We start from the raw sequence: 23,773 nt of genomic DNA, 5'->3' as shown, positions 1-23,773 counted from the left end.
CCAACTTGGCAGAGCCAGAAACCCTACGAGCAATCATGGTGGTGCCGGAGCGGCTACCGCGCGAGCGGTTTAGTCCAACGACCCGAAGCGGAAATCGACCTAGCAGGATCGAGCGGCCGCACCGGGACTTCCTGTTCGCGGCCGACGCCAACAGATTTCTCTCGGCCTGGCTGGGCTCATGCAACTGGTTCATGTGTCAGCGAGCTCACCTTGCCGACCCGACGGCTGCGCTGGATACATTGGCATCAGCCGTGCCGACGCCACAAGGCGTGCCCTGCGTCCAGCAGCACAGTCGGTTTGCGCATTGACGGCAAAGGTAGGCTGACCGAAGCCCGACTGACGCTGGCGCCGGGCAGGGCCGCGCGCCACAGAGCATGCAGCCCGGATCGCTGCTCGGGAACGCTCCTCATTTGAAGCACCAGACATTGCGACCGATCAGAGTCGGGCCGAGGCGGTTCCAGCGCCAGCCCAGTGACATGCGTCCAAGGCAGCAGGGGCAGGCCCGGATAGTGGACTCCAGAGGCATCCAGCTTGAGCGCGTACCCCGCACGCCTCAGATTCAGGAATCCGATTACGGCCGCCCTGCACAGCCACAGTCCCAGCAGTGCGCCCAACAGCAACAGCCCCTTCTCCCACCCGGGCAATGGGTCACTGTGGAGGAAGACCAGCGGAGTCCCGGGACTCAGGCCCGCAAGCACCAGACACAGCCCGCCCTGGCGCAGCAACGGTGCCGGGAGCACGTATTGATCCCCCTGCCAGTTAGAGACCGGAGGCAATCGCTTAGAAGCGCCAAGCCTGGCATTGGCCAACCAGTACATGCCGGCCGAGAGCAGCAGGGCCCCGAGCCAGGCCCCAACTCGTTGCGTGAGTTGAGGAAACACCAACGCCAGTGCAATGTACAAAAGGCAGCCAACCAGCACTAGGCCGGCGAACAGCTTCAGCGCCCACCAGAGGCCGCGCATATGACTCCTGAGGTGAATAGCGGTGTCAATCTCATCCTGCCAATCATTTCGCTGTCAAAGCCGCAAGACACACGTCGATATCGTCGCCGGAAAGCCGCCACACATGACTGATGACTGGCAGCTCCTGGCCGACAAGGGCGCTCGGTCACGAAGCGAACGAGTCAGCCCATTGCCGATAGTGTCGATCGATCAGTGGTAGTCCTGCTCAAGCTGATGGCGAACCGCACCGACGCGGACTACCCCGCCGCGGACTTCAAACGCAGCAATGAGTCCGGCGCTCCCGAAAGGAATAATCAGTTCGCGTTGCTTGTCGTTCACAGCGCGAGCGGCCTGGCGACACGAGTACGGTGAAAACTCCAGCAGTCGAAGTCGAAGGGCTCGGTCGACTGCGTCTCTGAGGCGCCGCACGACATCGAGGTCAGGTGTCGCGCTGGCGTGTTCACGTTCAAGGATGAAATCCTCGATCCGCAGCAAGTCCTCGGCGGCCTCCTCGGCGAGGACGCGCGGAAGTCGGTCACCCCTCAGCGCTCGGTTTGCCTGCCGCCAATCGCTGATGCGCCGCTTCGAGTCGAACATCCATCTGCCGCAGCATCTCCTGAGGCGAGATCCCGCTACCTTCACGCTCTGAACGCTCGACAGCGTCTCGGGCGCGTGCGAGGAAGGCGTCTTGCGTACGTCGCCAGGCGATACCGTCGCGTACACACGAAGCGACGAAGTCGGAGAGCGATTCGCCTTCATCAAGGACAGCCTCGGCATCGCTTCTCAACGCCGGCTCGACACGCACAGCCGGAAGGGTTGAGGTTTTCACGAGGTCAATGTAATGCAAATGTGATGCACGAACAGGCATCTCAAGGCCCTCCGCCTCGCCCGAGTCAGGCGCCAAGGGCGGGCGCCGCTAAGCCGCCGCTCGCGACCGACCGGTCGCGGCCGCAAGCCGACCTTCCGTGTGCGGCGAACAGCGCTCGCCAGTCGAAGGGTCAGCCCGCGGAGGTGCTCGTCTCCAAACCAAACTGCATCGCCGCCAGCTTCGCATACAGCCCGCCGCGGGCCACCAGTTCGTCATGCCGCCCGATGTCCACGATGCGCCCCGCATCAAGCACGACGATGCGGTCCGCCTTCTGGATGGTCGCCAGCCGATGCGCAATGACCAGCGTCGTGCGGTGCTGCATCGCAGCTTCCAGTGCGGCCTGCACGACGCGTTCGCTCTCGGCGTCAAGGGCGCTGGTAGCCTCGTCTAGCAGCAGCAGCGGCGGGTTCTTCAGCATGGCCCGCGCGATGCTGATGCGCTGGCGCTGGCCGCCGGACAGGCGCACGCCGCGCTCGCCGAGGAAGCTGGCATAGCCCTCGGGCAGCGCGCGGATGAAGTCGTCGGCGAAGGCGGCGCGGGCCGCGGCCATGACTTCCTCGTCCGTCGCGCTGGGCCGGCCGTAGCGGATGTTCTCCATCGCTGTCGTCGAGAAGATGACGCTGTCCTGCGGCACCAGGCCGACGTTGGCGCGCAGGTCGGCCAGGCTCAGCTCGCGCGTGGGCACGCCGTTGACGCGGATCTGGCCGGACTGCGGATCGTAGAAACGCAGCAGCAGCTGGAACACGGTCGTCTTGCCGGCGCCGCTGGGGCCGACGAGGGCCACGGTCTCGCCGGGCTCGACGGTCAGCGTGAGACCGTCCAGGGCCGGCGTCTGCGGGCGAGAAGGGTAGTGGAACTGGATGGCATCGAACTCGACGCGGCTGCCGCCCGTTGCGGCCTGCAGGGTCTTCGGTGCGGCCGGGTCGGCCACCGGTGAGCGCGCCTCCATCAGCTCGATGAGGCGCTCGGTGGCGCCGGCCGCGCGCAGCACGTCGCCCCAGACCTCTGCCAGCACGGCCACGCTGCTGACCAGCAGCGTCACATAGACCACCGTCTGCCCCAGGTGGCCCGCGCTGATCTTGCCGGCGATAACGGCCTGGGTGCCCTGGTACAGGCCCCACAGCATGGCGCCGAAGACGGCCGTGATGATGAAGGCGACGAGGAAGCTGCGGATGCGCGTGCGCTTGCGGGCGGTGTCGAAGGCGGCTTCGCTGGCGGCGGAGAAGCGCCTGGCCTCGGCGGCTTCCTGGGTGTAGCTCTGCACGACGGTGACGGCGTTCAGCACCTCGGCGGCGATGGCCGAGGTGTCGGCCACGCGGTCCTGGCTGGCACGTGACAGCTTGCGCACGCGCCGGCCGAAGTACAGCGCCGGCGCGACGATGAGCACCAGGATGCCTAGCACCTGCCCCATCACATAAGGGTTGGTGACGACGAGCATGACCAGCGCGCCCGTGCCCATGACGGTGTTGCGCAGGCCCATGGACAGGCTGGAGCCCACCACGGTCTGCACGACGGTGGTGTCCGTCGTGATGCGGGAGAGCACCTCGCCGGTCTGGGTCGTCTCGAAGAACTCGGGGCTCTGGCGCAGCACATGGGTGTAGATGGCGTTGCGCAGGTCGGCCGTCACGCGCTCGCCCAGCCAGGTGACCATGTAGAAGCGCGAGGCCGAAAACACCCCGAGCGCGGCGCCGACGGCAAACATCGCCAGGAAATGCTCGCGCAGCGCCATCAGCCGCTCGCCGGGGTTGCCGGCCTCGAAGCCGGCATCGATGAGGCCGCGCAGGGCCAGCGGAAAGGCCAGCGTGGCCAGCGCGGACAGCAGCAGCGCCGCCAGGGCCAGCGCGATGCGGCCGCGGTAGGGGCGCAGGAAGGGAGCGAGGCCGCTGAGGGAGCGGGCCTGCCTGGCGGCGGGGCGGTCGGTGGAGGAGCTCATGGGGCGAGGGTGTCGGTGATGACGGCACAGCTGCGGGCCAGCATCGCGTCGTCGAGGTCCTGATGGCACAGCAACTGCAGCACATGGGTGCGCCAGAGTGCGCCGTGGTCGTCGGCAAAGGCCGGTACGCCGGGCCAGACGCGGTCCCAGCGGAACACGGCGCAGCCGGCCGCGCGCAGGGCGGCGTAGACCGGCTCGGGCTCGTCCACCCACAGCGGCATGACGTAGGGCGCCGCCTGGGCGGGCAGGGGACCGAACAGCGGGCGGGCGCCGGAGAGTTTCTGCGTTAGTCGGTGCAGGGTGTCGTAATGGGCACGGCGGCGCGTGACGATACGTTCGCGCGGCAGGCCGAGCAGGCGGCGGATCAGGGCGGGCGGCGCCTGCTCGCTGCGGCCGAGGTCGCAGTCGGCCATCATCTGCGCCTCGCTCGCCTGCGGTGGCGTGCCACCGGCCGATGGCGCGCGCGGCGGCCCGTTCTTCAAGCGGAAGAGGGCGCGCAGCGGCGCGTTCAGACCGGTGAGCCGGCCCTGCTCGCTGGCGCGCTCCAGCAGGTCCACCCAGGCCTTGAGCTGCTGCCTGGCGCCGGCCGGCATCAGCGCCTGCGCCGGCAGTGGGCGGGCCGACGCCAGCAGCCCGCCTTCCGACACCGGGAAGAACTTGGACACGCTGGCCGTAGCCAGATCGCCCCACTGGCCCACGGGCCGTTCGCCGGCCTGGCCGAAGAAGCTGTGCGCGCAGTCCTCCACCAGCGCGATGCCGCGGGCATCGCACCAGGCGCGCTCGGCGGCCAGGGAGCGCGGCAGGCCGAAGAGCTGGGCCACGACGATGGCGCGGGTGCCGGCGGCCGGCGTGATCGCATCGAGCTGCGGCAGTCCATCGGGGCCGAGGGGATAGAACTGCACCGCCGCGCCAGCCGCGCGCAGCGGGGCCACCAGCGTCGGGCAGTGGTAGCTCGGTGCGAGCACGCCGTCGCCGGGCTGCAGGCCGAGCGCCTTCATCGCGGCGAACAGCGCCGCGCGGCCGCTGGTCAGCAGCCGCCGGTGGGGCAGGTCGTCGACGGCGGGCAGGCCGGCTGGGCGGCCGCCCGAGAGGTTGTCCCAGCCAAAGGTCGGCCGTGTGGGTTGGCGTTGCATGCGGCGCGCATTGTGGGTCACGGCAACGGCGGGCGGCCGGTATAGCCCGTCAATTCCAGATAGCCGACGCCCAGCGGCCGTTTTTCGCGGTCGAACAACCGGGCCGCACCTTCCCAGTAGACCAGGCCGCTGCTGAGGCGGGCGTCGATCTCCTGGGCGTCGAAGGCCGCGCCCAGCAGCATCTCGCCGGCGGGGCTGTGCAGCCGCCATTCGACGGGCCAGCGCGCGCCGGTAGCGGGGCTGGTCCAGTGCCTCGTCGGGGTCATCTCGACTTCCTGCGGCGCGAAGCTGCGGTCGGGCTGGCCGGGTGTGCGCAGGCTGCCGCCGGCCCAATCCCGGCGTCCGTCCCCGCGGCGCAACTGGAACAGGGTCAGCGCGCGGCCGTCGTCGAGGTTGATGCCCAGCCAATCCCAGCCAACGGCCTGGCCCAGCAGGTTGTCGCTCCATTCATGATCCAGCCAGGCGCGGCCGGCCAGACTGTGGCGCCGGCCGTCGAGCAGCAGTGCAGCCTGGGTCAGCAGCTGGGGGCGGGAGTAGTAAAGGCTGAACTGCTCGGACCCGGGGCCCTTGCGTGACAGCCCGGCCTCGCCCTGCAGCAGCGGCGCGTCCGGCGAGGCGAGCTCCAGCTCCAGCCGGAAGCCCGAGCCGCCGAAGACGGCGCGGTAGCCGTCGCCTTCGCGCCTGAGCACCCAGTCGCGCAGCCTGACGTCGCAGTCGCCTTCCATCGCCTGCACGGCGCCGGGCAGGGTGCGCAGCAGGCGCTGGGCGTGGCGCTGCTTCTTCGCGGTCAGGTCGGACAGCGCGACGTGGCCCAGCAGCAGCTGCTTCGCGGCCAGGCCGCTGGGGTGGTTGGCCGCCGCCGGGCCGGGCAAGCGGAAGAAGGTGAGCTGGTAGCCGTAGCGCGGCGGCGCGCCGTCGCGGTCGCCGAGCAGGCCGGTGAGGTACCACCACTCGATGCCCTGGGCCGGGTGGGCGCCGAAGTCGTGCGGGAAGTTCAGCGCCGCGCGTGCCTGCAGGGGCAGGGCGGCGAGCAGCAGCACGCGGCGCTTCATGCGTCCTCCCTGACGGCGCGCATGGTGTCCATGCGCAGCGCGCGCCGGCCGGCGAGCAGGGATGCACCCACGGCTGCCATGAACGCGAGGCCCACGAGCGCCGCCAGGCGCGGCAGCGGCAGGTGCATGTCCATGCTCCAGTGAAAGCTCTGCGGGTTGACGACGTAGACCAGCACCAGGCTCAGCCCGAGGCCAAGCGTCGCCCCGGCCAGCGCGCCGGCGCCGCCGGTGAGGCCGGCCTCGATGAGCAGCAGCCGCATCAGCTGGCGGCGCGACAGGCCCAGATGCCGCAGCAGGCCGAACTCGCGCCTGCGCGCCAGCGTCTGCGCCGACTGGCTGGCGACGACGCCGAACAGCCCGACCGCCAGGGCCACGGCCTGCAGCCAGACGGTGATGGCGAAGCTGCGGTCGAAGATCTGCAGCGACAGCGCGCGCAGCTCGCCCGCGGCGGCCGTCTCGACGTTGTCGCCCCCGAGGCCGCGCACGGCGGCGCGAGCCGCGTCCAGCGCTTCGCCGGGCCGCAGCCACAGTGCCAGCTCGGTGGTGCGGGCGTCGCCACTGGCGCGCCGATAGTCCGCCAGGGCCATCCACAGCGCTGTGTTCTGGCGCGAATAGTCGCGCCAGACGCCACGGACCTGCAGCTGCAGCACGCGGCCACCGTCGGCCAGCTCGGCGGAGAAGACGCGGCCGGGCACCAGACCGTCACGGTCGCGTGCGGCTTCGTTCACCCACACGGGCAACGCCTGGCCGGCCAGGGCTCCGTTCCAGCGCTCGACGAGGGGCAGGCCGCCGGCATTGATGTCGCGTGCCGTCAGCGCCACCGCGTCGGCGCCGGGCGCCAGCCGCAGCCGGGCGGTGAGCTGTGGCGAGGCGCGGGCCACGGCGGGCAGCTCGGACAGGGCCTTCAGCAGGGGCGGTGGCAATGGCGCGGGGCCGCCGCCGGCATTGCGCAGCGCGCTGCGCACGTAGAGGTCGGCCGGCAGGGCCTGGTCCAGCCAGCGCATCAGCGACTCGCGGAAGCTGCCGATCATCACCGTCATTGCCACCGCCAGGGCCAGGGCGACCAGCACGCCGGCCAGCGAGCGGCGCGCCTCGGCCGCCTGATCGCGGCTGCGCTCGCGGGCCAGGTGCAGGAGAACACCTGCGGGCAGGTGGGCCAGCAGGGCCGTCAGGCCGCGCACCAGCGCCGGCACCAGGGCCAGGCCGCCCAGCAGCAGGCAGAGCATGGCGAGATAGGCGCCCACCGGTGTGTCCTGCCACAGCGGCGGCAGCCAGGCCAGCGCGGCGCCCAGGGCCAGCAGGCCGGCACCTAGCCAGGCGGGCAGGTGGCGGCCGGCCGGCAAGCCCAGGCCCTTGAGCACAAGGGCGGGCGCGATGCGGCGCACCGTGAGCGCGGGCGCCAGCGCGGCGACGAGTGCGGCGGCGAGGCCGAGCACGGCATGGATCGCGGCCGGCGCGAGCAGCGGCTGGTTGAACAGCAGCTCGGTCGACGAGCCGCCGCCGCCGTGCAGGCCCAGGTCGCTGCCCAGCAGCGTCAGCGCGCCGGCGGCCAGGCCCACGCCCAGGGCCAGGCCGAGCGCCGTGCCGGTCACGCCGATCACCAGGCCCTCGGCCAGTATCAGCCGCCAGCGCATGCGCGCCGACACGCCCAGCACGCCCACCAGGGCCCATTGCGGCAGGCGCTGGGCGGTGGCCAGCGACAGCACGGCGTAGACGAGGAAACTGCCGGTGAACAAAGCCATCAGCGACAGCAGGCCGAGGTTGACGCGGTAGGCCCGCGTCAGGTCCGACAGGCGGGCGCCTTCGTCGTCAGGCGGCGCGGCCTGCCAGCGTGCGGGCAGGCGGGCGGCCCAGGCCGTGGCGTCCGCGCCCGGGGCGAGTTGCAGGTCGATGCGGTCCAGGCTGCCAAGGCGGCCGAACAGGGCCTGCGCGTCGGCAATGTCCAGCACGCCCAGCGGCGTGTTGCCGGCGGCGACGCGGCCGCCGATGGCGAGCTCGATGTCGCGCGGAGGGGCGCCACCGGGCTGGGGCAGGCGCAGTGTCAGCCGGGTCGCGCCACGGGGCAGGCGCACGCGCGCGGCTGCGTTCAGGTGCACGGTGTTGGCCGTCAGCGCGCGGGCCGGGCCTCCGTCGACCTGCGGTGTCAGTTCCGGCGCCAGCGGGCGGCCGTCGGCCGCCGAGGCGAGCAGGGCCAGCGGGTCCAGTCCGATGAGGTGGACGGACAGGCCGCGGCCGGCCGGCCCGGGCTGGCCCGGCCACAGGGCCTCGGCCTCGATGACGGGGCTGGCCGCGAGCACCTCGGGCCGGTTCAGCAGCTCGGCGAAGTCGGCGTCGGTCAAGGCACCCGAGCGGGCGCGCAGGATCAGGTCGGGCTGACCGTTGACGCCGCGGGCGGCACGTGCAAACTCGGCCAGGGCCGCACCGTTGAGCAGGTGCACGCCGAAGGCCAGGGCCACGCCCAGCATGACGGCGACGATGGCCAGCACGACGCGGCCGGGCTGGTCGCGCCAGGCGGGCCAGCAGAGGGCGGCCCAGAGCTTCATGACGCGTGCAGGCCCTGGGCGTCCAGCCTCAGGCGCCGGTCAGCGGCCTGGGCGGCGACCTCGGAATGCGTGACCAGCAGGCAGGCCGCGCCCGCCTCGTGCGTGCAGCGCTGCAGCAGCACCAGCACCTCCGCCGCGTGGCGGGCATCGAGGTTGCCGGTGGGCTCGTCGGCCAGCAGCAGGCGCGGCCGGTGCACTAGCGCGCGGGCAATGGCCACGCGCTGCAATTGGCCGCCGGAGAGCTGGCGCGGCATGCGGCCAGCCAGCGCGGCGAGGTTGACGGCTTCCAGCATCGTCGCGACGCGGCCGTCATCGCGCTGGCCCAGCAGCCGCAGCGGCAGCGCGACGTTGTCCGCCACGCTCAGGTGGGGCAGCAGATGGAAGGCCTGGAAGACGAAACCGAGCGCGCGGCGGCGCAGGGCCGAACGACCCTCGTCGTCCAGCGCGCGCAGGTCCTGGCCGTCGAGGGCGATGCTGCCGGCGTCAGCCTCGTCCAGCCCGGCCAGGCAGTTCAGCAGCGTGGACTTGCCGCTGCCCGACTCACCCAGAAGCGCGACGATCTCGCCGGCCTGGAGTTCCAGATCGACCCCCGAAAAAACCGCCACTTCACCGTAGGACTTGGACAGGCCGCGCGCACTCAGAAGACTCATGGGCCGGATTCTGGGTCCTTGCGGGAGGCACTGGCCCGCCCCTGGGGCGGCGCGAGCTTGATGCCTCGCCGGGCCAGGGCCTCGCGCAGCAGCAGCTCGGCCTGGGCATTGGCGCTGCGCAGCTCCATCGCCGCGAGGCGCTCGACCTCGGCCCAGAGCGCCGGGTCGATGCGCAGAGGGAAGGATTTCTTGTCGGGGCTGGCCATCAGTGTCAGCGCGGTTCGCCAGGGCGGCGCGGGCGACGGGGCGGCTCGGCGGCATCGGCCGGCGGCGCCGGGAACAGCCGCCAGGCCCGCCATGTCCAAAGGGCGAGCCACAGGCCGAGCATCGCCGCGCCCAGTGCCCAGACTTCGCCGGGCAGTTGCGGCCAGTCCGGGCGGCTCTTCATCAGCACGAGGAGGTGCACACCGCCGAGCAGCAGCACGGTCATCAATCCGATCCCGCCGAAATGCTCGGCCAGGCGGGCGAGCGATGCCTCGCGCCGCTCCCCGCTCAGCCAGTAGCCCGCGTTCGGCAGGTTGACCTGCGACGGTGCGGCGCGGCCGAGCCAGACCACGAAGCCGGGGCTGCACAGGCCGCCGGCCAGCGCCAGCGAGGCCAGCATCACCACCACGAATCCGCCCCGGCCCATCTCGTGGCCGGGATCGCCCACATGCTCGGGCAGCGCGGCCAGGCTCGCCAGCATCAGCAGCGCGGCCAGCAGCCACGCGATGGAGAACAGGCGTCGTTGCACGGCTGCGCCTCAGGTGTAGAGGGTGCCGGTGTTGACGACGGGCTGCGTCTCGCGGTCCGAGCACAGCACGACGAGCAGGTTGCTCACCATGGCCGCCTTGCGCTCGTCGTCCAGCACGACGATCTGGCGTTCGCTCAGGCCTTGAAGCGCCGTCTCGACCATGGTGACCGCGCCCTGCACGATCTTGCTGCGCGCGCCGATGATGGCCTCGGCCTGCTGGCGGCGCAGCATGACCTGCGCGATCTCGGGGGCGTAGGCCAGGTGGCTGATCTTGGCGTCCAGCACGTCCACGCCGGCGTCGTCGAAGCGGGCCTGCAGCTCGGCGCGCAGGGCCTGGGCGACGACGTCCTGGCCGCCGCGCAAGGTCACGGTGTCGGGCTCGCCGGCGTCGTTGGCGTGGTCGTAGGCATAGCTGGTGGCGAGGTGGCGGATGGCGGCCTCGGCCTGCACGCGCACATAGGCCTCGTAGTCGTCCACCTGGAACAGCGCCTGGGCGGTGTCGCGCACCCGCCAGACGACAACGGCTGCGATCTCGATGGGGTTGCCGCGCTGGTCATTGACCTTGAGCACCGGAGCGTTCAGGTTGCGGTCGCGCAGCGAGATGCGCTTCTTCAGTGCGAAGGGATTGGCCCAGCGCAGGCCGGCGCCGCGGTCACTGCCGATGTAGGCGCCGAACAGCGTCAGCGCGGCGGCCTGGTTGGGGTTGAGCATGTAGAGACCAGCCAGCGTCAGCGCGCCGAGCAGGGCCAGGGGCAGGCCGACGACGGGCAGGCCGCGGCTCAGGGTGAGCGCGCCCGCCCCGCCCAGCGCCAGCCCGATGACGACCATCAGATAGCCGTTGCTGGCAAAGGCCGGCTTCTCGGTCACGAGAGGGCGCGACGGGTTGTGGGTGGACATTGCATGCCTTAAATGTGAATCAAAGTGATATCACTTTAGGCGAGACCGAATCAGCGCGCAAGCGGTGTTTTTCACCTCAGCAGGCGCTGGAGTCCGGCGAGCAGTTCGGCAATGGGCTGGGGGCCGTCGCAGACGATGACGCGCCGCCGGGGCATGCTGCGCAGCCAGGTGACCTGGCGCTTGGCGAGCTGGCGGGTGGCGGCGATGCCGCGCTCGCGCAGGTCGGAGAAGTCGTTGGCGTCGAGCGCTTCCCAGACCTGGCGGTAGCCGACGCAGCGCATCGACGGCAGCGCGAGGCTCAGGTCGCCACGGGCGCGCAGGGCCTTCACTTCATCGACCAGCCCCTGGGCCAGCATCGCGTCGAAGCGCTGGGCCAGGCGCTCGTGCAGCCAGGCACGGTCGCCGGGCTCCAGAGAGAACAGCGGCCAGTCCACACCTTCGTCGCGCGAGGCGGCGTGCAGGGCGCTGAGCGGCTGGCCGGTCAGGCGGATGACCTCGAGGGCACGCTGGATGCGCTGGGTGTCGTTGGGGGCGAGGCGGGCGCCGGTCTCGGGGTCGAGCTTCGCCAGCTCGGCGTGCATGGCCGGCCAGCCGCGCTCGGCGGCCTCGGCGTCGATGGCGGCGCGCAGTTCGGCGTCGGCCTGGGGCAGTGTGGAGAGGCCATCGAACAGCGCCTTGAAGTAGAGCATCGTGCCGCCCACCAGCAGCGGCAGCTTGCCGCGCGCGGCGATCTCGGCGGCCAGCCGCTTGGCATCGCGCACGAACTCGGCGGCCGAGTAGCTTTCCAGCGGATCGAGGATGTCGATGAGGTGGTGCGGCGCCGCGGCCTGTTCGGCGGCGGTGGGCTTGGCCGTGCCGATGTTCATGCCGCGGTAGACCAGGGCCGAGTCGACGCTGATGATCTCCACGGGCAGCACCTCGGCAATCGCGAGGGCTGCCGCCGTCTTGCCGCAGCCGGTGGGGCCGGCCAGACAGATCGGTGTGTTCAGAATTTTTCCCACGGCGCGAGGTAGCGCCACTGCCCCACCGGCAGATGGCCCAGCGGAATGCGGCCGATGCGCACGCGCTTGAGGCCCACGACCTTGAGCCCGACCAGCTCGCACATGCGGCGGATCTGGCGCTTTTTGCCCTCGCGCAGCACGAAGCGCAGCTGCTGCTCGTTCTGCCAGCTGACCTTGGCGGGCTTGAGCAGCTCGCCGTCCAGCGCCAGGCCGTGGTTCAGCAAGGCCAGCTTCTCGGGCGAGAGGGCGGCGTTGGGCAGGGTGCCTTCGGGCACGGGATCAGCGCCTGGCAGGCCGATGAACTCGACGCGGACGAGGTATTCCTTCTCGATGTCGGAGTCGTCGCCGATCAGCGCCTTGGCGATTCGGCCGTCCTGGGTCAGCACCAAGAGGCCCGTGGAGTCGATGTCCAGGCGGCCGGCGGGGGCCAGGTGGCGGTGGTGGTTGGGGTGGGGCTTGATACCCGAGGGGTCGTCCTTCCAGCGGTTTTCCTGCTGGAACAGCACGACGGCGGGCTCGTAGCCGTCTTCGGCCTGGCCGGAGACATAGCCAATGGGCTTGTGCAGCAGCACGGTGACGAGCTGGGACTGGGCCTGTCGGGCGGCGGGGTCGATGGTGATCTCGACGTCGGGCCCGACGCGCTGGCCCAGCACGGCGACCTTGCCGTTCACGCGCACCCAGCCGGCGGCGATCCACTCGTCGGCCTCGCGTCGTGACGACATCTTCAGCTCGCTCATGCGCTTGGACAGGCGCTCGCCGTCCTCGCTGTCGACCTGGCGGGCCGGGTTCAGGCGCTGCTGCGGGCGCTGGGGCGGTGGCTCGAAGCCGGGGCCGCGGTTGGCGACACGGCGCTGGTCGACGCGCGGCGGGCGGTCGGCGGCGGGGCGCTCGTCCGGGCGGCCTCGCGGGCCGCGTGGAGCGGCATCGCCGCGGGGCGGCTGCGGCCGGTCGGGCTTGAAGGCGCTGCCGGTCCTGGGGCGGGCCGGTCGGTCTTCACGCGAGGGCGCGGGCCGCTCAGGCTTTTGCTGGCGTTGCTGGAACTGTTCCTCGCGCTCGGCCCGCTCGGCCTGGGCCTTGGCCAGCGTGGGCCGCGGCTTGGACACGCCCTTGCCGCGCACCGGCGCGCGCTTCTCGCCCTCCGCGTTGCGGGTCTTGGCGGCGGGCTTGGGTTTGCCCTTGAGGGTGATGGTGGCCATGTCGTTCTTCTTTCAACGGCCGCGCAGGAACAGGGCGTCCAGCTCGCGCATGTCGAGCTGGCGCCAGGTCGGGCGGCCGTGGTTGCATTGGTCGGCACGTTCGGTGGCTTCCATGTCGCGCAGCAGCGCGTTCATCTCGTCCAGCGTCAGTTGCCGGTTGGCGCGCACGGCGCCGTGGCAGGCCATGGTTGCCAGGATCTCGTGCTGGGCACGCTCCAGCACCGAGCTGGCATCGAACTGGGCCATCTCGGCCAGCAACTCGCGGGTCAGGGCGACGAGGTCGGACGCAGCCAGCAGCGCGGGGCGTGAGCGCACGGCCAGCGTGCGGGCCGACAGCGGGGTCACGTCCAGGCCCAGCTTGCTCAAGGTGTCGGCATGCTGCTCGGCCGCGGCGACTTCCTCGGCAGTGGCCGCAAAGCTGACAGGGATCAGCAGCGGCTGGCTCTCGATCTGCGTCGCTCCCAGCCTGGCCTTGAGCCGCTCGTAGACGACGCGCTCATGCGCTGCATGCATGTCGACAATGACCAGGCCCTGCTTGTTCTCCGCCAGGATGTAGACGCCCTGGATCTGCGCGATGGCGCGGCCCAGCGGCCAGTCCTGGTCGGGCAGCTTGGGGATGGGCGTGACGGGCGCGGCCACGGACGGTGCGGGGGGCGCGGCGGGCTCCCACAGCGCCTCGTGCTGCACGAGCGACAGCCTGACCTGCTCGGCCGTCGGCGGCACCGGGGCGGAGTAGGCGGTGTAGGTCTGACGGGGTTCGGCGACGTAGAGCGTGGCCGCCGTCGTCGGCTCGAAGCCCAGCGGCGCCATCGCCGACTCGACGCCGGCGGCGTCCGCTCGTGACTGGGCCAGCGCGTCGATGAAGGCGCGGCGCACCGATTGGTGGATGGCGCGGCCGTCGCGGAAGCGCACCTCGATCTTGGTCGGGTGCACGTTGACGTCCACCAGCTCCGGCGCGATCTCGATGAAGAGCACATAGCTGGGCTGGCGCTGGCCGTGCAGCACGTCTTCGTAGGCCGAGCGGATGGCGTGGCTGATGAGCTTGTCGCGCACATGGCGGCCATTGACCCAGACGTACTGTTGGTCGGCGCGCGAGCGCGCGGCCTCGGGCAGGCCGGCGCGGCCGGTCAGGGCCAGCGGCCCGGCGCTGTGCTCGAAGGCGCGGCTGTCGGCGATGAAGTCCTCGCCCAGCACGTCGGCGATGCGCTGCTCGACGGACGCCGCGCGCCACTGGTCGACCAGCTTGCCGTCGTGCCAGATGGCGAAGCCCACGTCGGGCCGCGCCAGCGCATGGCGGCGCACGGCTTCCACGCAGTGGGCCAGCTCGGTGGCGTCGGTCTTCAGGAACTTGCGGCGGGCGGGCGTGGCGAAGAAGAGTTCGCGCACCTCGACGCTCGTGCCGCGCGAACGGGCGGCGGCGGAGAGCTCGCCGCTGCGGGCGTCCAGCCGGTGGGCATGGGCGGCCTCGGCCGTGCGGCTGGCGACCGACATTTCCGACACCGAGGCGATGGCCGCCAGCGCCTCGCCGCGAAAACCCATCGTCGCGACCGATTCCAGCTCGTGCAGCGAGGCGATCTTGCTGGTGGCATGGCGCTTGAGCGCCAGCGGCAGCTGGGCGACCGGGATGCCGCAGCCATCGTCCTCGACGACGATGCCGCGCACGCCGCCGGCCATCAGCTTGACGAGCACGTTGCGGGCGCCGGCGTCCAGCGCGTTGTCCACCAGCTCGCGCACGACCGAGGCCGGGCGCTCCACGACCTCGCCGGCGGCGATCTGGCTGATCAGCTCGTCGGGCAGTTCGTGGATGGCGCGGGGCGCGGGTACTTCAGGGAGCGGCAAATCCATCCTTGGGATTATCGACGGCCCCCGGACCGTCACGGGGCGTCGGGATAATGACTGCCCATGGACTTCCTGCCCTTCCTCGTCGACTTCATCCTGCATGTGGACCGCCATCTCGCCGACTTCGTCGCGAACTACGGCACCTGGGTCTATGCGCTGCTGTTCCTGATCATCTTCGTGGAGACCGGCGTCGTCGTGATGCCCTTCCTGCCAGGGGACTCGCTGCTGTTCGTCGTCGGCGCCATGTGCGGTGTGGGGCTGATGGACCTGGGCCTGTCCATGGGCCTGCTGACGGCCGCGGCCATCCTGGGCAACCAGAGCAACTACACCATCGGCCGCTACTTCGGGCCGCGCGTGTTCCAGTGGGAGGACTCGCGCTTCTTCAACAAGGCGGCCTTCGACAAGGCGCACGCCTTCTACGAGAAGTACGGCGGCTTCACCATCGTCGCGGCGCGCTTCATGCCCTTTCTGCGCACCTTCGCGCCGTTCGTTGCCGGCGTGGCGCAGATGACGCGGCGCAAGTTCACCTTCTACGACGTGAGCGGCGGCGCGCTGTGGGTGTGCGGCATCACGCTGATCGGCTATATCTTCGGCAACGTGCCCTGGGTCAAGCAGCATCTGGACAAGATCATCTGGGCCATGATTCTCATCCCCGGCCTCATCGTCATCGGCGGTGGCCTGAAAGCCAGGTTCAAGCGCCAGCCGGGCTGACTTTCGGGTGAGCCGGGTCGCGAGTCTAGAGTCGCGGGTTTTGCGACTCTTGTCGGAGATCCCGATGACCCTGTCACGTATTGCGCTGGCCCTGGCCTGGATGACCTCCGGCCTGGCCTCCGTAGCCCATGCCGGCGAAGCGACCCTGATGCTGCGCCAGCCCGCAGTCTCCAAGGACCATCTCGCCTTCGTCTATGCCGGCGACCTGTGGCTGGCCGACCGTTCCGGCGCCAACCCGCGCCGGCTGACGACGCACGCGGCCAGCGAGTTCGCGCCGCGCTTCTCTCCCGACGGCCGGCAGATCGCCTTCTCCGCCAGCTATGACGGCAACACGGACGTCTACGTCATCGGCCTGGACGGCGGCGTGCCCAAGCGCCTGACCTGGCACCCCAGCGCCGATGTCGTCAACGGCTGGAGCCCGGACGGCAAGCGCGTGCTGTTCGCCTCGCCGCGCGAGGTGCTGAACAACCGCAGCAACCAGCTCTACGAGGTGCCCGTCGAGGGCGGCTACGAGAAGAAGCTGATGGCGGCCGTGGCCTGGGAGGGCGCCTGGTCGCCCGACGGCAAACAGCTCGCCTACCGACCCTACAACCAGGCCTATGCCGGCGTCAGCGGCTGGCGCCAGAGCCGTGGCGGCAGCACGCCGCCGGTCTGGATCATGGACATGCAGGGCCCCGGCGCCGGCCAGAAATGGCAGGAGATCCCCCACGTCAACGCCAGCGACGTGGCGCCGGTGTGGGCCGGCCAGGAAGTGGTGTTCATCTCCGACCGTGCCGACGGAGCGGCCAACCTGTTCGCGTTCAACCCGATCACGAAAGCCCTGCGCCAGCTCACCCGTGAGACTAAATGGGACGTGAGGAGCGTGGACGCCTACGGTTCCACGCTGGTCTACGAGGCTGGTGGTGTCATCAAGCAGCTGGACCTGGCCGGCGGCACGCCCCAGGTGCTGCCCATCAGCCTGGCCGCGGTGGCGCCGCAGGTGCGCCCGCAGTGGAAGGACGCCGGCAAGACGCTGACCTCGGCCCGCCTGTCCAGCACCGGCAAGCGCGTGCTGGTGAGCGCGCGCGGCGAGGTCTTCACCGTGCCGGTCAAGGAAGGGGTGGGCAGCGTGCGCAACCTGACCGACACGGCCGGCGTGCGCGAGAAGGATGCGCTGTGGAGCCCCGACGGCCAGCGCGTGGCCTACATCTCCGACGCCCCCGGCATGCGCCACGAGCTGGTGCTGCAGGCCCAGACGGGCCTGGGCGCCAAGGAGCGCATCGCGCTGCCGCGCGAGGGCTATTTCACGCTGACCGACTGGTCGCCCGACGGCCACTGGCTGGTCATCGCCGACAACCACCTCAACCTCTACCGCCTCGGCCTGGCGGCCGGCCCGCAGCGCGGCCAGCTCGTCAAGATCGATACCAGCCTGCGCCGCGGTGGCGGCGGCTTCGGTGGCGTCGGCATCAGCTTCTCGCCGGACAGCCGCTGGCTGGCCTACACCTCGACCCTGGCCAACCACTTCGACCAGATCCGCATCCACGACCTCGCCAGCGGCAAGAACCACGCGGTGACGGACGGCCTGTCCCACGCCGGCAACCCGAGCTTCTCGCCGCAGGGCGACGTGCTGTTCTTCACCGCGTCCATCAACTCCGGCCCCGGCCAGGTGGGGCTGGACCTGTCCACCCAGGAGCGGCCCTTCCGCGCCGGCGTCTACGCGCTGCTGCTGGCGGCGGACGGCAAGTCGCCGCTGGCGCTGCGCGCCGGCGACGAGGAGGCCAAGAAGGACGAGAAAAAGGACGACAAGAAGCCCGCCGCCGACGGCAAGGGCAAGCCCGAGCCCAAGGCCGATGCCAAGGCCGACGCGGTCAAGCCGGTCAAGATCGACTTCGACGGCCTGGCCGAGCGCCTCGTGGCGCTGCCAGTGGGCGAGCGCAACTACGACATGCTGGCCGTCGGCGCCGACGGCGGCCTCTTCTATCTGCAGCGGCCCCAGCCGGGCGCCAGCCACGACGGTCCGCAGGCCGAGCAGACCGCCACGGCCGAGCTCTGGCGCTTCGACTTCGAGGAGCGCAAGCCCAAGATGCTGAAGGCCGGCTTGGCCGACTACTCGCTCAGCGAGGACCGCAAGAAGCTGCTCGTCACGGTGGCCGGCGGCAAGCTGGAGCAGGGCGACGCCACCGACAAGTTCGAGGGCAAGCCGGTCGACCTCTCCGGCCTGCGCACCCGCGTGGACCTGCGGGCCGAGTGGAAGCAGATCTTCGACGAGGCCTGGTGGATGGAGAAGGAGTTCTTCTACGACCCCGCCCTGCATGGCCTGAACTGGCAGGCCGTCTACGACCGCTACCTGCCGCTGCTGGGCCATGTGCAGCGCCGCGAGGACCTGAACGACCTGTTGGTGCAGATGATCGGAGAGCTGCAGGTGGGTCACAACCGCACCGGCGCCGGCGATGTGCACCAGGAAGCCCGCGTGGCCGTTGGCCTGCTGGGGGCGGATTTCGCCATCGAGCAGGGCCGCTACCGCATCGCGCGGCTCTACGCGGGCGACCGCCTCAATCCCAACCTCGCCGCGCCCCTCGCCGCGGCCGGCCTGGGCGTGAAGGCCGGCGATTTCCTGCTCGCCATCGACGGCAAGGAACTGGACGCGAAGACCAACGTCTACGCGCTGCTGGAGAACACGGTGGGCAAGCAGGTGACGCTGGCCGTGGCCCAGGACGCCGCCGGCAAGGGGCGCCGCGAGATCACCGTGGAGCCCGTCGCCAGCGAGGCGCTGCTGCGCCGCTGGGCGTGGATCGAGGGCAACCGCCAAAAGGTGCAGGCCAGCAGCGGCGGCAAGATCGCCTACGTCTACATGCCCGACACGGCCGACCAGGGCTTCGAGCACTTCAACCGCATGTTCTTCGCCCAGGTGGACAAGCCGGGCCTGATCGTCGACGACCGCAAGAACGGCGGAGGCCAGGCGGCCAACTACGTGACCGAGCTGCTGGCCCGGCCCTACCTGGCCAGCTGGAAGGACCGCGACGGCCTCGTCTTCGACACCCCGGGCGGCGCCATCTACGGCCCCAAGGCCATGCTGATCGACCAGGACGCCGGCTCGGGCGGCGACTTCATGCCCTATGCCTTCAAGCGCGTGGGCCTGGGGCCGCTGATCGGCAAGCGCACCTGGGGCGGCCTGATCGGCATCTCCATCAACCCGCCGCTGATCGACGGCGGCTTCCTGACCGTGCCTTTCTTCCGCTTCTACACGCCCGAGGGTGAGTGGCGCGTGGAGAACGAGGGCGTGGCGCCGGACATCGACGTCGAACTCGACCCGGCCGCCGTCAACCGCGGCGAGGATACGCAGCTCGACGCGGCGATTGCGGATGTGCTCAAGCGGCTGGATACGTGGAAGCCGATCCAGCGCAAGACGCCGCCTGCACCGGCAGCCTTGGGCCGCTGATGAAGCCCTGGGCGTCCCTGTCCCTGCGGGGGCGCCTTTTCCTGCTGGCGCTGCTGCCGCTGCTGGCCTCGCTCGCCCTGATTGCGCTGGCCGTGCGCCAGCAGGAGAGCGAGCTGGCCGCGCGGGAGCATGCGCTGGTGCGCGCCAGCTACATGGACGCGCGGCGCACCGAGCTCAAGCACTACGTTGACCTGGCCGTCAGCACCGTCAAGCCACTGCTGGGCCAGCCCGGCGGGCAGGAGCGGGCGCTGGCCATCCTGTCGTCGCTGGACTACGGCCGCGACGGCTACTTCTTCGTCTACTCGCTGGACGGCCGCGTGCTGATGCACTCGCGCCAGCCCGAGCTGCTGGGCCAGAACCTGTGGGGCCTGCGTGATCCCCTGGGGCGGCCCACCATCCAGCAGCTCATCAATCAGGCCAAGGCGGGCGGCGGCTATGTGGAATACCTGTGGCGCAAGCCGTCCAGCAGCCAGCTGGCGCCCAAGCTGGGCTATGTCGTCGCGGTGCCGGAGTGGGGCTGGATGCTGGGCACGGGGCTGTACCTGGACGGCATCGAGGCGACCATGGCCGAGCTGGAGCGCGGCGCGCGACAGAACATCACGGCGACGATGCTGTGGGTGGGGGCCGTGGCCGTCTTCGGCGTGGCCCTGATCAGTGCCGGCGCGCTGGCGCTCAACCTCAGTGAGCACCGCAGCGCCGAGGCCAAGCTGCGCGCGCTGGCCCGGGAGGTGGTGCAGAGCCAGGAGGACGAGCGCGCGCGCCTGGCGCGGGAGCTGCATGACGGCGTCAGCCAGGCGTTGGTGGCCACCAAGCTGCTGATCGAGTCGGCCCAGTCCGAGCCGGCCTCGGCCGGGCGGCTGCAAGCCCTGGCGCTGACGCGGCTGAACAGCACGCTGTCCGAGGTGCGCCACCTGTCCCACGCGCTGCGCCCGGCGCTGCTGGACAACCTCGGCCTGCCGGCGGCGCTGCAGCATCTGGCCGGCGAATTCGACGCGGCCGGCGGTACGCATTTCCAGGCGACGGTGGAGGGCGAGGAAGTCGACTTGCCCGAGGCCGTCAAGACGGCGCTGTTCCGCATCGCCCAGGAGGCACTGAGCAACGCCGCCCGCCATGCCCAGGCGACGGCGGTGGAGGTGCTGTTGCGCTTCGAGCGCGACGGCGGCCTGACGCTCGACATCCACGACGATGGCCAGGGCTTCGACGCCGAGGAGGCCCAGGCCGTGGCCGACCAGGGCCTGGGCCTGCGCAGCATGCGGGAGCGTGCGGCCGCGCTGGGCGCACGGCTGAACCTGTTCACCGCGCCCGGCGAGGGCAGCCGGCTTGCGGTCAAATTGTCGGTTGCCGACTTGGCCCGCGCCGCTTCATGAACTCGCCCATCCGCATCCTGCTCGTCGACGACCACCCCATGGTGCGCGAGGGTCTGGCCGTGCGCCTGGCCTCGGTGCCTCGCTTCGAGGTCGTCGGCGAGGCTGGTGGGCGTGTCGAGGCGCTGGAGCAGCTGGCGCGTGTGGCGCCGGATGTCGTGCTGATGGACGTGGGGCTGAAGGACGGCAACGGCATCGCCCTCGCCGCCGAGATGCTGGCCGTGCGGCCGGCCATCAAGCTGCTGATGTTCAGCATGTACGACAACCCCGAGTACGTGCAGCGCGCGCTGACGGCCGGTGCGCGCGGCTATGTGCTGAAGGATGCGCCGGCGACGGAGATCGTGTCAGCCATCGACGCGGTGGCGGCGGGCGGCACCTTCCTGAGCGCGGCGGTGTCGGGCCGGCTGTTCCGCGGCCAGAGCCCGAAGCCCATGCTGACGCCTCGCGAGAGCGAGATCCTCGCCAAGCTGGGGCAAGGCGCATCCAGCAAGCAGATCGCGCGGGAGCTGGACCTGTCGGTGCGCACGGTCGAGGCGCACCGGCAGAGCATCAAGCGCAAGCTGGAGCTGGACGGCCAGGCGGAGCTGATCCGCTACGCCGTGGAGCACGCGCGCAGCCAGTGAGCGCGGCGCGGCAGGATCAGCGGCCGCGCCGCGGACCGTAACCGTCCTGGTCACGGTCCCAGTACTCGCGCCGGTCGTGCTCGCGGCGCCAGCGCCAGTCGTCGTGGCGCTCATCCCAGCGGCGCTCGCGGTAGGCCGTTTCGTAGACCACCCGCGGCGGCGGCGCGTAGTAGACCTCACGCTCCACATAGCGAGGTGCAGGCGCGTACACGACCGGCGGGGGCGCGTAGTAGACGGGCGCCGGCTCCACGTAGTAGCGCGGCGAATCGGCCACGACGACGGCGGGCAAAGGCAGGTTGATGCCGATGGACCAGTGCGTGCCGGCCTGGGCGGCTGCGGTACCCAACAGGGCGGCAGTGGCAACGGTGGCGGCAAGGATGGAACGAAGCATGGGGACCTCCAGCAAGACCGGGACGATGGGTCTGCGGTGTCTGGACAACGCTTCGCTGCGCAGGCCGTTGACGACCCGCGGCGTTCATTCGTAAGGGGGTGTGAATGCCGCCCGGCGCTGGGACGGCCCGGGGCCGCGGCGAGCACGGCCCCGGTGATGACTACGGCGCGACGGCCGTCGCCGCGTTGACCATGCCCGCGCCGTAGGCGTGCGGGAACGAGATCGGTGCATTGCGGTTGATGTGGCACCAGCCGGTGGTGCAGGGCACACCGGCGGCGGTCGGCGCCGTGTTGGCGGGGTCGTTCGGGCCCATGTAGTTCACCATGTCGGTCCGCGCGGTCGCCTTCAGCCGCGCCAGCAGGCCGTCTGGGTTGCCCTTAAGGGTGCTGCGTGCGGCCAGTGTCAGCGCGGCCACGCCGGTGGCATTGGGCGACGACATGGAGGTGCCCTGCAGCCAGCCGAAGCCGGCGCCCTGGACCTTGAAGCAGGCGAAGGTCAGCAGGGAGGCGGAGGCCGGGCTGGTGCAGATCTCTCCGGAGGCGTCAAGGGCGCCGAGCGTGCCCCAGCCGCCGTACAGGATGTCGGCGGCGCCCACGTCGTAGCGCGGAATGTTGAACTTGCGCGCCCCGCCGGGGGCCGTGATGTCGATGCGCGAGCCGTAGTTCGAGTAGTAGGTGAGCTGGTCGCGCTGGCCGAGCAGGGCGTCGGGCCAGACCAGGGCCTTGGCATAGGCATTGATCGCCGGGCTGCTCTGCGAGCCGCCGATGGCATTGCCGGTGGCCGACACCATGATGACGCCGGGCACGCCGGCCGGCGTCTCCAGCAGGCCGCCCAGGTAGTTGTTGGCCACGCTGTCGGGCGGGATGATGGACTGGATGCCATCGCTGCCCATGTCGACCTGGCCGACCCCGACCAGCGCCTGGCCGCCGACCGTCATGTCGACGCGGTTGATGCGCACGTGCTCGTTGCCGGCGGACGCAAGGATGGCCGTGCCCTTAGCGCGGCAGTAGTTCACCGCCTCGACCCACATCAGGTAGTCCTCGTCGTCGATGCCCGGGGCGTCGTAGCCGCCCAGAGACATGTTGATGAGGTCCACGTTGGCGTCGCAGGCGCGGATCATGCCGTCGACGATCCAGCTCGTCAGCCCGCCGCCGAGCGTGGTCGACAGCACCTTCATGCCGACGATCTGCACGTTGGGGGCGACGCCGTTGGAAGCAAAGCCGTTGGCCGCGCCAGCGATGCGGCTTGCGACCCAGGTGCCGTGGCCTTCGGTGTCCTCGCTGGAGCAGTCGCGCTGGCCCAGGCCGGGGCCGAACTGGCGCGTCAGCAGATTGCAGGGGATGGTGTTGGCCGAGGTCTGGTTGTCGTAGTTGGCCCGCAGTTCTTTGTGCGAGCCCTGCACGCCGGTGTCGAGGACGGCCACGCGCACGGCGCGGCTGCCGGTCGTGACGGCCCATGCCGCCGGCACGCCCATGCGCCGGTCGTCCCATTGCAGCACGCCCTCGGGGTTGGTCTCGCCGAGGAAGGAGGCGGCGTCATGCCAGGGGTCGGGCGGACCGTTCGGGCCCGGGTTGCCGAGCTGCGGGTCGGCGCCGACGGCGACGCCGGCGTCCTCGGCCGCCATGTCGGTCGACGGGCGGGAATAGACCTTGTCGGCCCAGGCCGCGGCGACCATGGGCTGGTTCCTGATCCGCGCGGCGAAGTCACCGGCCACGGGCACGGCCGTCATGCGGTTGAGGCGGCTCAGGTCGGAGACGACCTCGCCGCCGGACTGCGTGATCGCGGCCTTCATCTGCTCGCTGCCCAGGCCTTTCTGGAAGCGCACGACGATGACGCCCAGCGAGTTGCCGGCCTTGCCGGGCGCGGCAGCCGCTGGCGATGCAGTGCCGGCGATGCCGATCGCCAGGGCGGCCGACAGATAGGCCTTGAAGTTTGTTGGCATGGTCCTCTCCTATGGGTGGGTCAAAGAACCATAGGAAGAGGACGCAGTACCGCCTCAAGGGAAAACCCGCCTGGCCGGCTTCATCCCCTCGAATACGGGGCGGTCGGGCTCAATCGATACGCAGCTTGCGCGAGCCCTCCGGCGCTGCCCGGCGCGGCAGCGCCAACGTCAGCACGCCGTTATCGAACTTCGCGCTGGCGCGGGCCTCGTCGATGTCGGCCGGCAGGCGGACGCTGCGCGACACGGCGCCGTAATAGCGCTCGCTGTGCAGCACGCGTTCGTTGTCGCTCTTCTGGTCGTGCTGCCGGATTTCGGCGCTGAGCGAGACGACGGGGCCGTCGATGCTGACGTGGATGTCGTCCTTGGCGACGCCGGGGAGTTCCGCATGCAACTGGAAGCCGTCGGGGTTCTCCTTGACGTCGATCTTGATCTGCTGCGGCAGCGGGTCGCCGTGCAGCGGGCGCACGAGGTAGCCGGGCGCGAGATCGCGGAAGAAGTCGTCGAACAGGCTGCTGCGGATGGAGGGCAGTTGGCTCAT

General features: G+C 70.7%; 21 protein-coding genes. 5 read left to right on the top strand and 16 right to left on the bottom strand.

All coding sequences use genetic code 11. The annotated features are described in order from the left end of the window. Positions 1-308, top strand: a 308-nt coding sequence (locus AC07VX_RS09735; protein WP_493183885.1) for a hypothetical protein, incomplete at its 5' end; no start/stop codon positions are given. Positions 309-1,151: 843 nt separating this feature from the next. Here the strand turns inward: AC07VX_RS09735 and AC07VX_RS09730 are convergent. From AC07VX_RS09730 to mutL, 13 genes are all read right to left on the bottom strand, one after another. Next, entirely contained in the window at positions 1,152-1,538 is a 387-nt protein-coding gene (locus AC07VX_RS09730) for a type II toxin-antitoxin system RelE/ParE family toxin (protein ID WP_493164499.1), read from the bottom strand. Continuing rightward, the gene (locus tag AC07VX_RS09725; protein WP_493164498.1) at positions 1,477-1,809 is read right to left on the bottom strand and encodes a YlcI/YnfO family protein; all 333 of its coding nucleotides are present in this window, start codon (positions 1,807-1,809) and stop codon (positions 1,477-1,479) included. Before AC07VX_RS09725 ends, AC07VX_RS09730 begins: the two co-directional genes overlap by 62 nt. 130 nt (positions 1,810-1,939) lie before the next feature. Beyond that, positions 1,940-3,742, bottom strand: coding sequence for an ABC transporter transmembrane domain-containing protein (locus tag AC07VX_RS09720; RefSeq protein WP_493164497.1), 1,803 nt, complete (start codon positions 3,740-3,742; stop codon positions 1,940-1,942). After that, the gene (locus AC07VX_RS09715) at positions 3,739-4,875 is read right to left on the bottom strand and encodes a DegT/DnrJ/EryC1/StrS family aminotransferase (protein WP_493164496.1); all 1,137 of its coding nucleotides are present in this window, start codon (positions 4,873-4,875) and stop codon (positions 3,739-3,741) included. Before AC07VX_RS09715 ends, AC07VX_RS09720 begins: the two co-directional genes overlap by 4 nt. Positions 4,876-4,892: 17 nt before the next feature. Beyond that, the gene (locus tag AC07VX_RS09710) at positions 4,893-5,927 is read right to left on the bottom strand and encodes a lipocalin-like domain-containing protein (RefSeq protein WP_493164495.1); all 1,035 of its coding nucleotides are present in this window, start codon (positions 5,925-5,927) and stop codon (positions 4,893-4,895) included. After that, positions 5,924-8,470, bottom strand: coding sequence for an ABC transporter permease (locus AC07VX_RS09705; RefSeq protein ID WP_493164494.1), 2,547 nt, complete (start codon positions 8,468-8,470; stop codon positions 5,924-5,926). The genes AC07VX_RS09710 and AC07VX_RS09705 overlap by 4 nt, the downstream gene beginning before the upstream one ends. Continuing rightward, entirely contained in the window at positions 8,467-9,120 is a 654-nt protein-coding gene (locus AC07VX_RS09700; protein WP_493164493.1) for an ABC transporter ATP-binding protein, read from the bottom strand. The genes AC07VX_RS09705 and AC07VX_RS09700 overlap by 4 nt, the downstream gene beginning before the upstream one ends. Then, on the bottom strand, positions 9,117-9,326 hold the full coding sequence (locus tag AC07VX_RS09695; RefSeq protein WP_493164492.1) for a type II toxin-antitoxin system antitoxin: 210 nt from the start codon (positions 9,324-9,326) through the stop codon (positions 9,117-9,119). Before AC07VX_RS09695 ends, AC07VX_RS09700 begins: the two co-directional genes overlap by 4 nt. Positions 9,327-9,331: 5 nt before the next feature. Beyond that, positions 9,332-9,853 (bottom strand): hypothetical protein, encoded by a 522-nt coding sequence (locus AC07VX_RS09690; protein WP_493164491.1) that lies wholly within the window; start codon positions 9,851-9,853, stop codon positions 9,332-9,334. Positions 9,854-9,862: 9 nt separating this feature from the next. Beyond that, positions 9,863-10,750 (bottom strand): SPFH domain-containing protein, encoded by an 888-nt coding sequence (locus AC07VX_RS09685; protein WP_493164490.1) that lies wholly within the window; start codon positions 10,748-10,750, stop codon positions 9,863-9,865. Between the two features lie 71 nt (positions 10,751-10,821). Next, positions 10,822-11,751: a tRNA (adenosine(37)-N6)-dimethylallyltransferase MiaA gene (miaA, locus tag AC07VX_RS09680; RefSeq protein ID WP_493164489.1), complete on the bottom strand. Its 930-nt coding sequence runs from the start codon at positions 11,749-11,751 to the stop codon at positions 10,822-10,824. After that, positions 11,736-12,947, bottom strand: coding sequence for a pseudouridine synthase (locus AC07VX_RS09675; RefSeq protein ID WP_493164488.1), 1,212 nt, complete (start codon positions 12,945-12,947; stop codon positions 11,736-11,738). Before AC07VX_RS09675 ends, miaA begins: the two co-directional genes overlap by 16 nt. Positions 12,948-12,959: 12 nt before the next feature. Continuing rightward, positions 12,960-14,792 (bottom strand): DNA mismatch repair endonuclease MutL, encoded by a 1,833-nt coding sequence (gene mutL / locus AC07VX_RS09670; RefSeq protein WP_493164487.1) that lies wholly within the window; start codon positions 14,790-14,792, stop codon positions 12,960-12,962. A 57-nt stretch (positions 14,793-14,849) separates the two neighbouring features. On the opposite strand from mutL, the gene AC07VX_RS09665 reads away from it, so the two are divergent. From AC07VX_RS09665 to AC07VX_RS09650, 4 genes are all read left to right on the top strand, one after another. Beyond that, positions 14,850-15,497, top strand: coding sequence for a DedA family protein (locus AC07VX_RS09665; RefSeq protein WP_493164486.1), 648 nt, complete (start codon positions 14,850-14,852; stop codon positions 15,495-15,497). A 64-nt stretch (positions 15,498-15,561) separates the two neighbouring features. Then, entirely contained in the window at positions 15,562-18,915 is a 3,354-nt protein-coding gene (locus AC07VX_RS09660) for a S41 family peptidase (protein ID WP_493164485.1), read from the top strand. After that, the gene (locus AC07VX_RS09655) at positions 18,915-20,282 is read left to right on the top strand and encodes a cache domain-containing protein (RefSeq protein ID WP_493164484.1); all 1,368 of its coding nucleotides are present in this window, start codon (positions 18,915-18,917) and stop codon (positions 20,280-20,282) included. Before AC07VX_RS09660 ends, AC07VX_RS09655 begins: the two co-directional genes overlap by 1 nt. Continuing rightward, positions 20,279-20,902 (top strand): response regulator transcription factor, encoded by a 624-nt coding sequence (locus AC07VX_RS09650; RefSeq protein WP_493164483.1) that lies wholly within the window; start codon positions 20,279-20,281, stop codon positions 20,900-20,902. Before AC07VX_RS09655 ends, AC07VX_RS09650 begins: the two co-directional genes overlap by 4 nt. Positions 20,903-20,918: 16 nt before the next feature. Here AC07VX_RS09650 and AC07VX_RS09645 read toward each other — a convergent pair whose 3' ends face one another. The 3 genes from AC07VX_RS09645 to AC07VX_RS09635 all read right to left on the bottom strand — a co-directional run bounded on the left by AC07VX_RS09645 (position 20,919) and on the right by AC07VX_RS09635 (position 23,773). Then, entirely contained in the window at positions 20,919-21,293 is a 375-nt protein-coding gene (locus AC07VX_RS09645; RefSeq protein WP_493164482.1) for a hypothetical protein, read from the bottom strand. Positions 21,294-21,453: 160 nt separating this feature from the next. Further along, positions 21,454-23,235: a S8 family serine peptidase gene (locus tag AC07VX_RS09640; RefSeq protein ID WP_493164481.1), complete on the bottom strand. Its 1,782-nt coding sequence runs from the start codon at positions 23,233-23,235 to the stop codon at positions 21,454-21,456. A 109-nt stretch (positions 23,236-23,344) separates the two neighbouring features. Then, positions 23,345-23,773 (bottom strand): Hsp20/alpha crystallin family protein, encoded by a 429-nt coding sequence (locus tag AC07VX_RS09635; protein WP_493164480.1) that lies wholly within the window; start codon positions 23,771-23,773, stop codon positions 23,345-23,347.

Source organism: Roseateles sp. GW821-FHT03B02, assembly GCF_059421025.1.
Note: the sequence above shows the minus strand (reverse complement) of the source record. Positions and strands in the feature narration are given on the sequence as shown.

Coding starts and splice junctions, on each gene's coding strand:
- mutL (WP_493164487.1), bottom strand. CDS start 14,792: ATGGATTTGCCGCTCCCTGAAGTACCCGCGCCCCGCGCCATCCACGAA.
- AC07VX_RS09675 (WP_493164488.1), bottom strand. CDS start 12,947: ATGGCCACCATCACCCTCAAGGGCAAACCCAAGCCCGCCGCCAAGACC.
- AC07VX_RS09655 (WP_493164484.1), top strand. CDS start 18,915: ATGAAGCCCTGGGCGTCCCTGTCCCTGCGGGGGCGCCTTTTCCTGCTG.
- AC07VX_RS09635 (WP_493164480.1), bottom strand. CDS start 23,773: ATGAGCCAACTGCCCTCCATCCGCAGCAGCCTGTTCGACGACTTCTTC.
- AC07VX_RS09660 (WP_493164485.1), top strand. CDS start 15,562: ATGACCCTGTCACGTATTGCGCTGGCCCTGGCCTGGATGACCTCCGGC.
- AC07VX_RS09710 (WP_493164495.1), bottom strand. CDS start 5,927: ATGAAGCGCCGCGTGCTGCTGCTCGCCGCCCTGCCCCTGCAGGCACGC.
- AC07VX_RS09685 (WP_493164490.1), bottom strand. CDS start 10,750: ATGTCCACCCACAACCCGTCGCGCCCTCTCGTGACCGAGAAGCCGGCC.
- AC07VX_RS09645 (WP_493164482.1), bottom strand. CDS start 21,293: ATGCTTCGTTCCATCCTTGCCGCCACCGTTGCCACTGCCGCCCTGTTG.
- AC07VX_RS09665 (WP_493164486.1), top strand. CDS start 14,850: ATGGACTTCCTGCCCTTCCTCGTCGACTTCATCCTGCATGTGGACCGC.
- AC07VX_RS09715 (WP_493164496.1), bottom strand. CDS start 4,875: ATGCAACGCCAACCCACACGGCCGACCTTTGGCTGGGACAACCTCTCG.
- AC07VX_RS09720 (WP_493164497.1), bottom strand. CDS start 3,742: ATGAGCTCCTCCACCGACCGCCCCGCCGCCAGGCAGGCCCGCTCCCTC.
- AC07VX_RS09640 (WP_493164481.1), bottom strand. CDS start 23,235: ATGCCAACAAACTTCAAGGCCTATCTGTCGGCCGCCCTGGCGATCGGC.
- AC07VX_RS09700 (WP_493164493.1), bottom strand. CDS start 9,120: ATGAGTCTTCTGAGTGCGCGCGGCCTGTCCAAGTCCTACGGTGAAGTG.
- AC07VX_RS09695 (WP_493164492.1), bottom strand. CDS start 9,326: ATGGCCAGCCCCGACAAGAAATCCTTCCCTCTGCGCATCGACCCGGCG.
- AC07VX_RS09705 (WP_493164494.1), bottom strand. CDS start 8,470: ATGAAGCTCTGGGCCGCCCTCTGCTGGCCCGCCTGGCGCGACCAGCCC.
- AC07VX_RS09730 (WP_493164499.1), bottom strand. CDS start 1,538: ATGTTCGACTCGAAGCGGCGCATCAGCGATTGGCGGCAGGCAAACCGA.
- AC07VX_RS09650 (WP_493164483.1), top strand. CDS start 20,279: ATGAACTCGCCCATCCGCATCCTGCTCGTCGACGACCACCCCATGGTG.
- AC07VX_RS09725 (WP_493164498.1), bottom strand. CDS start 1,809: ATGCCTGTTCGTGCATCACATTTGCATTACATTGACCTCGTGAAAACC.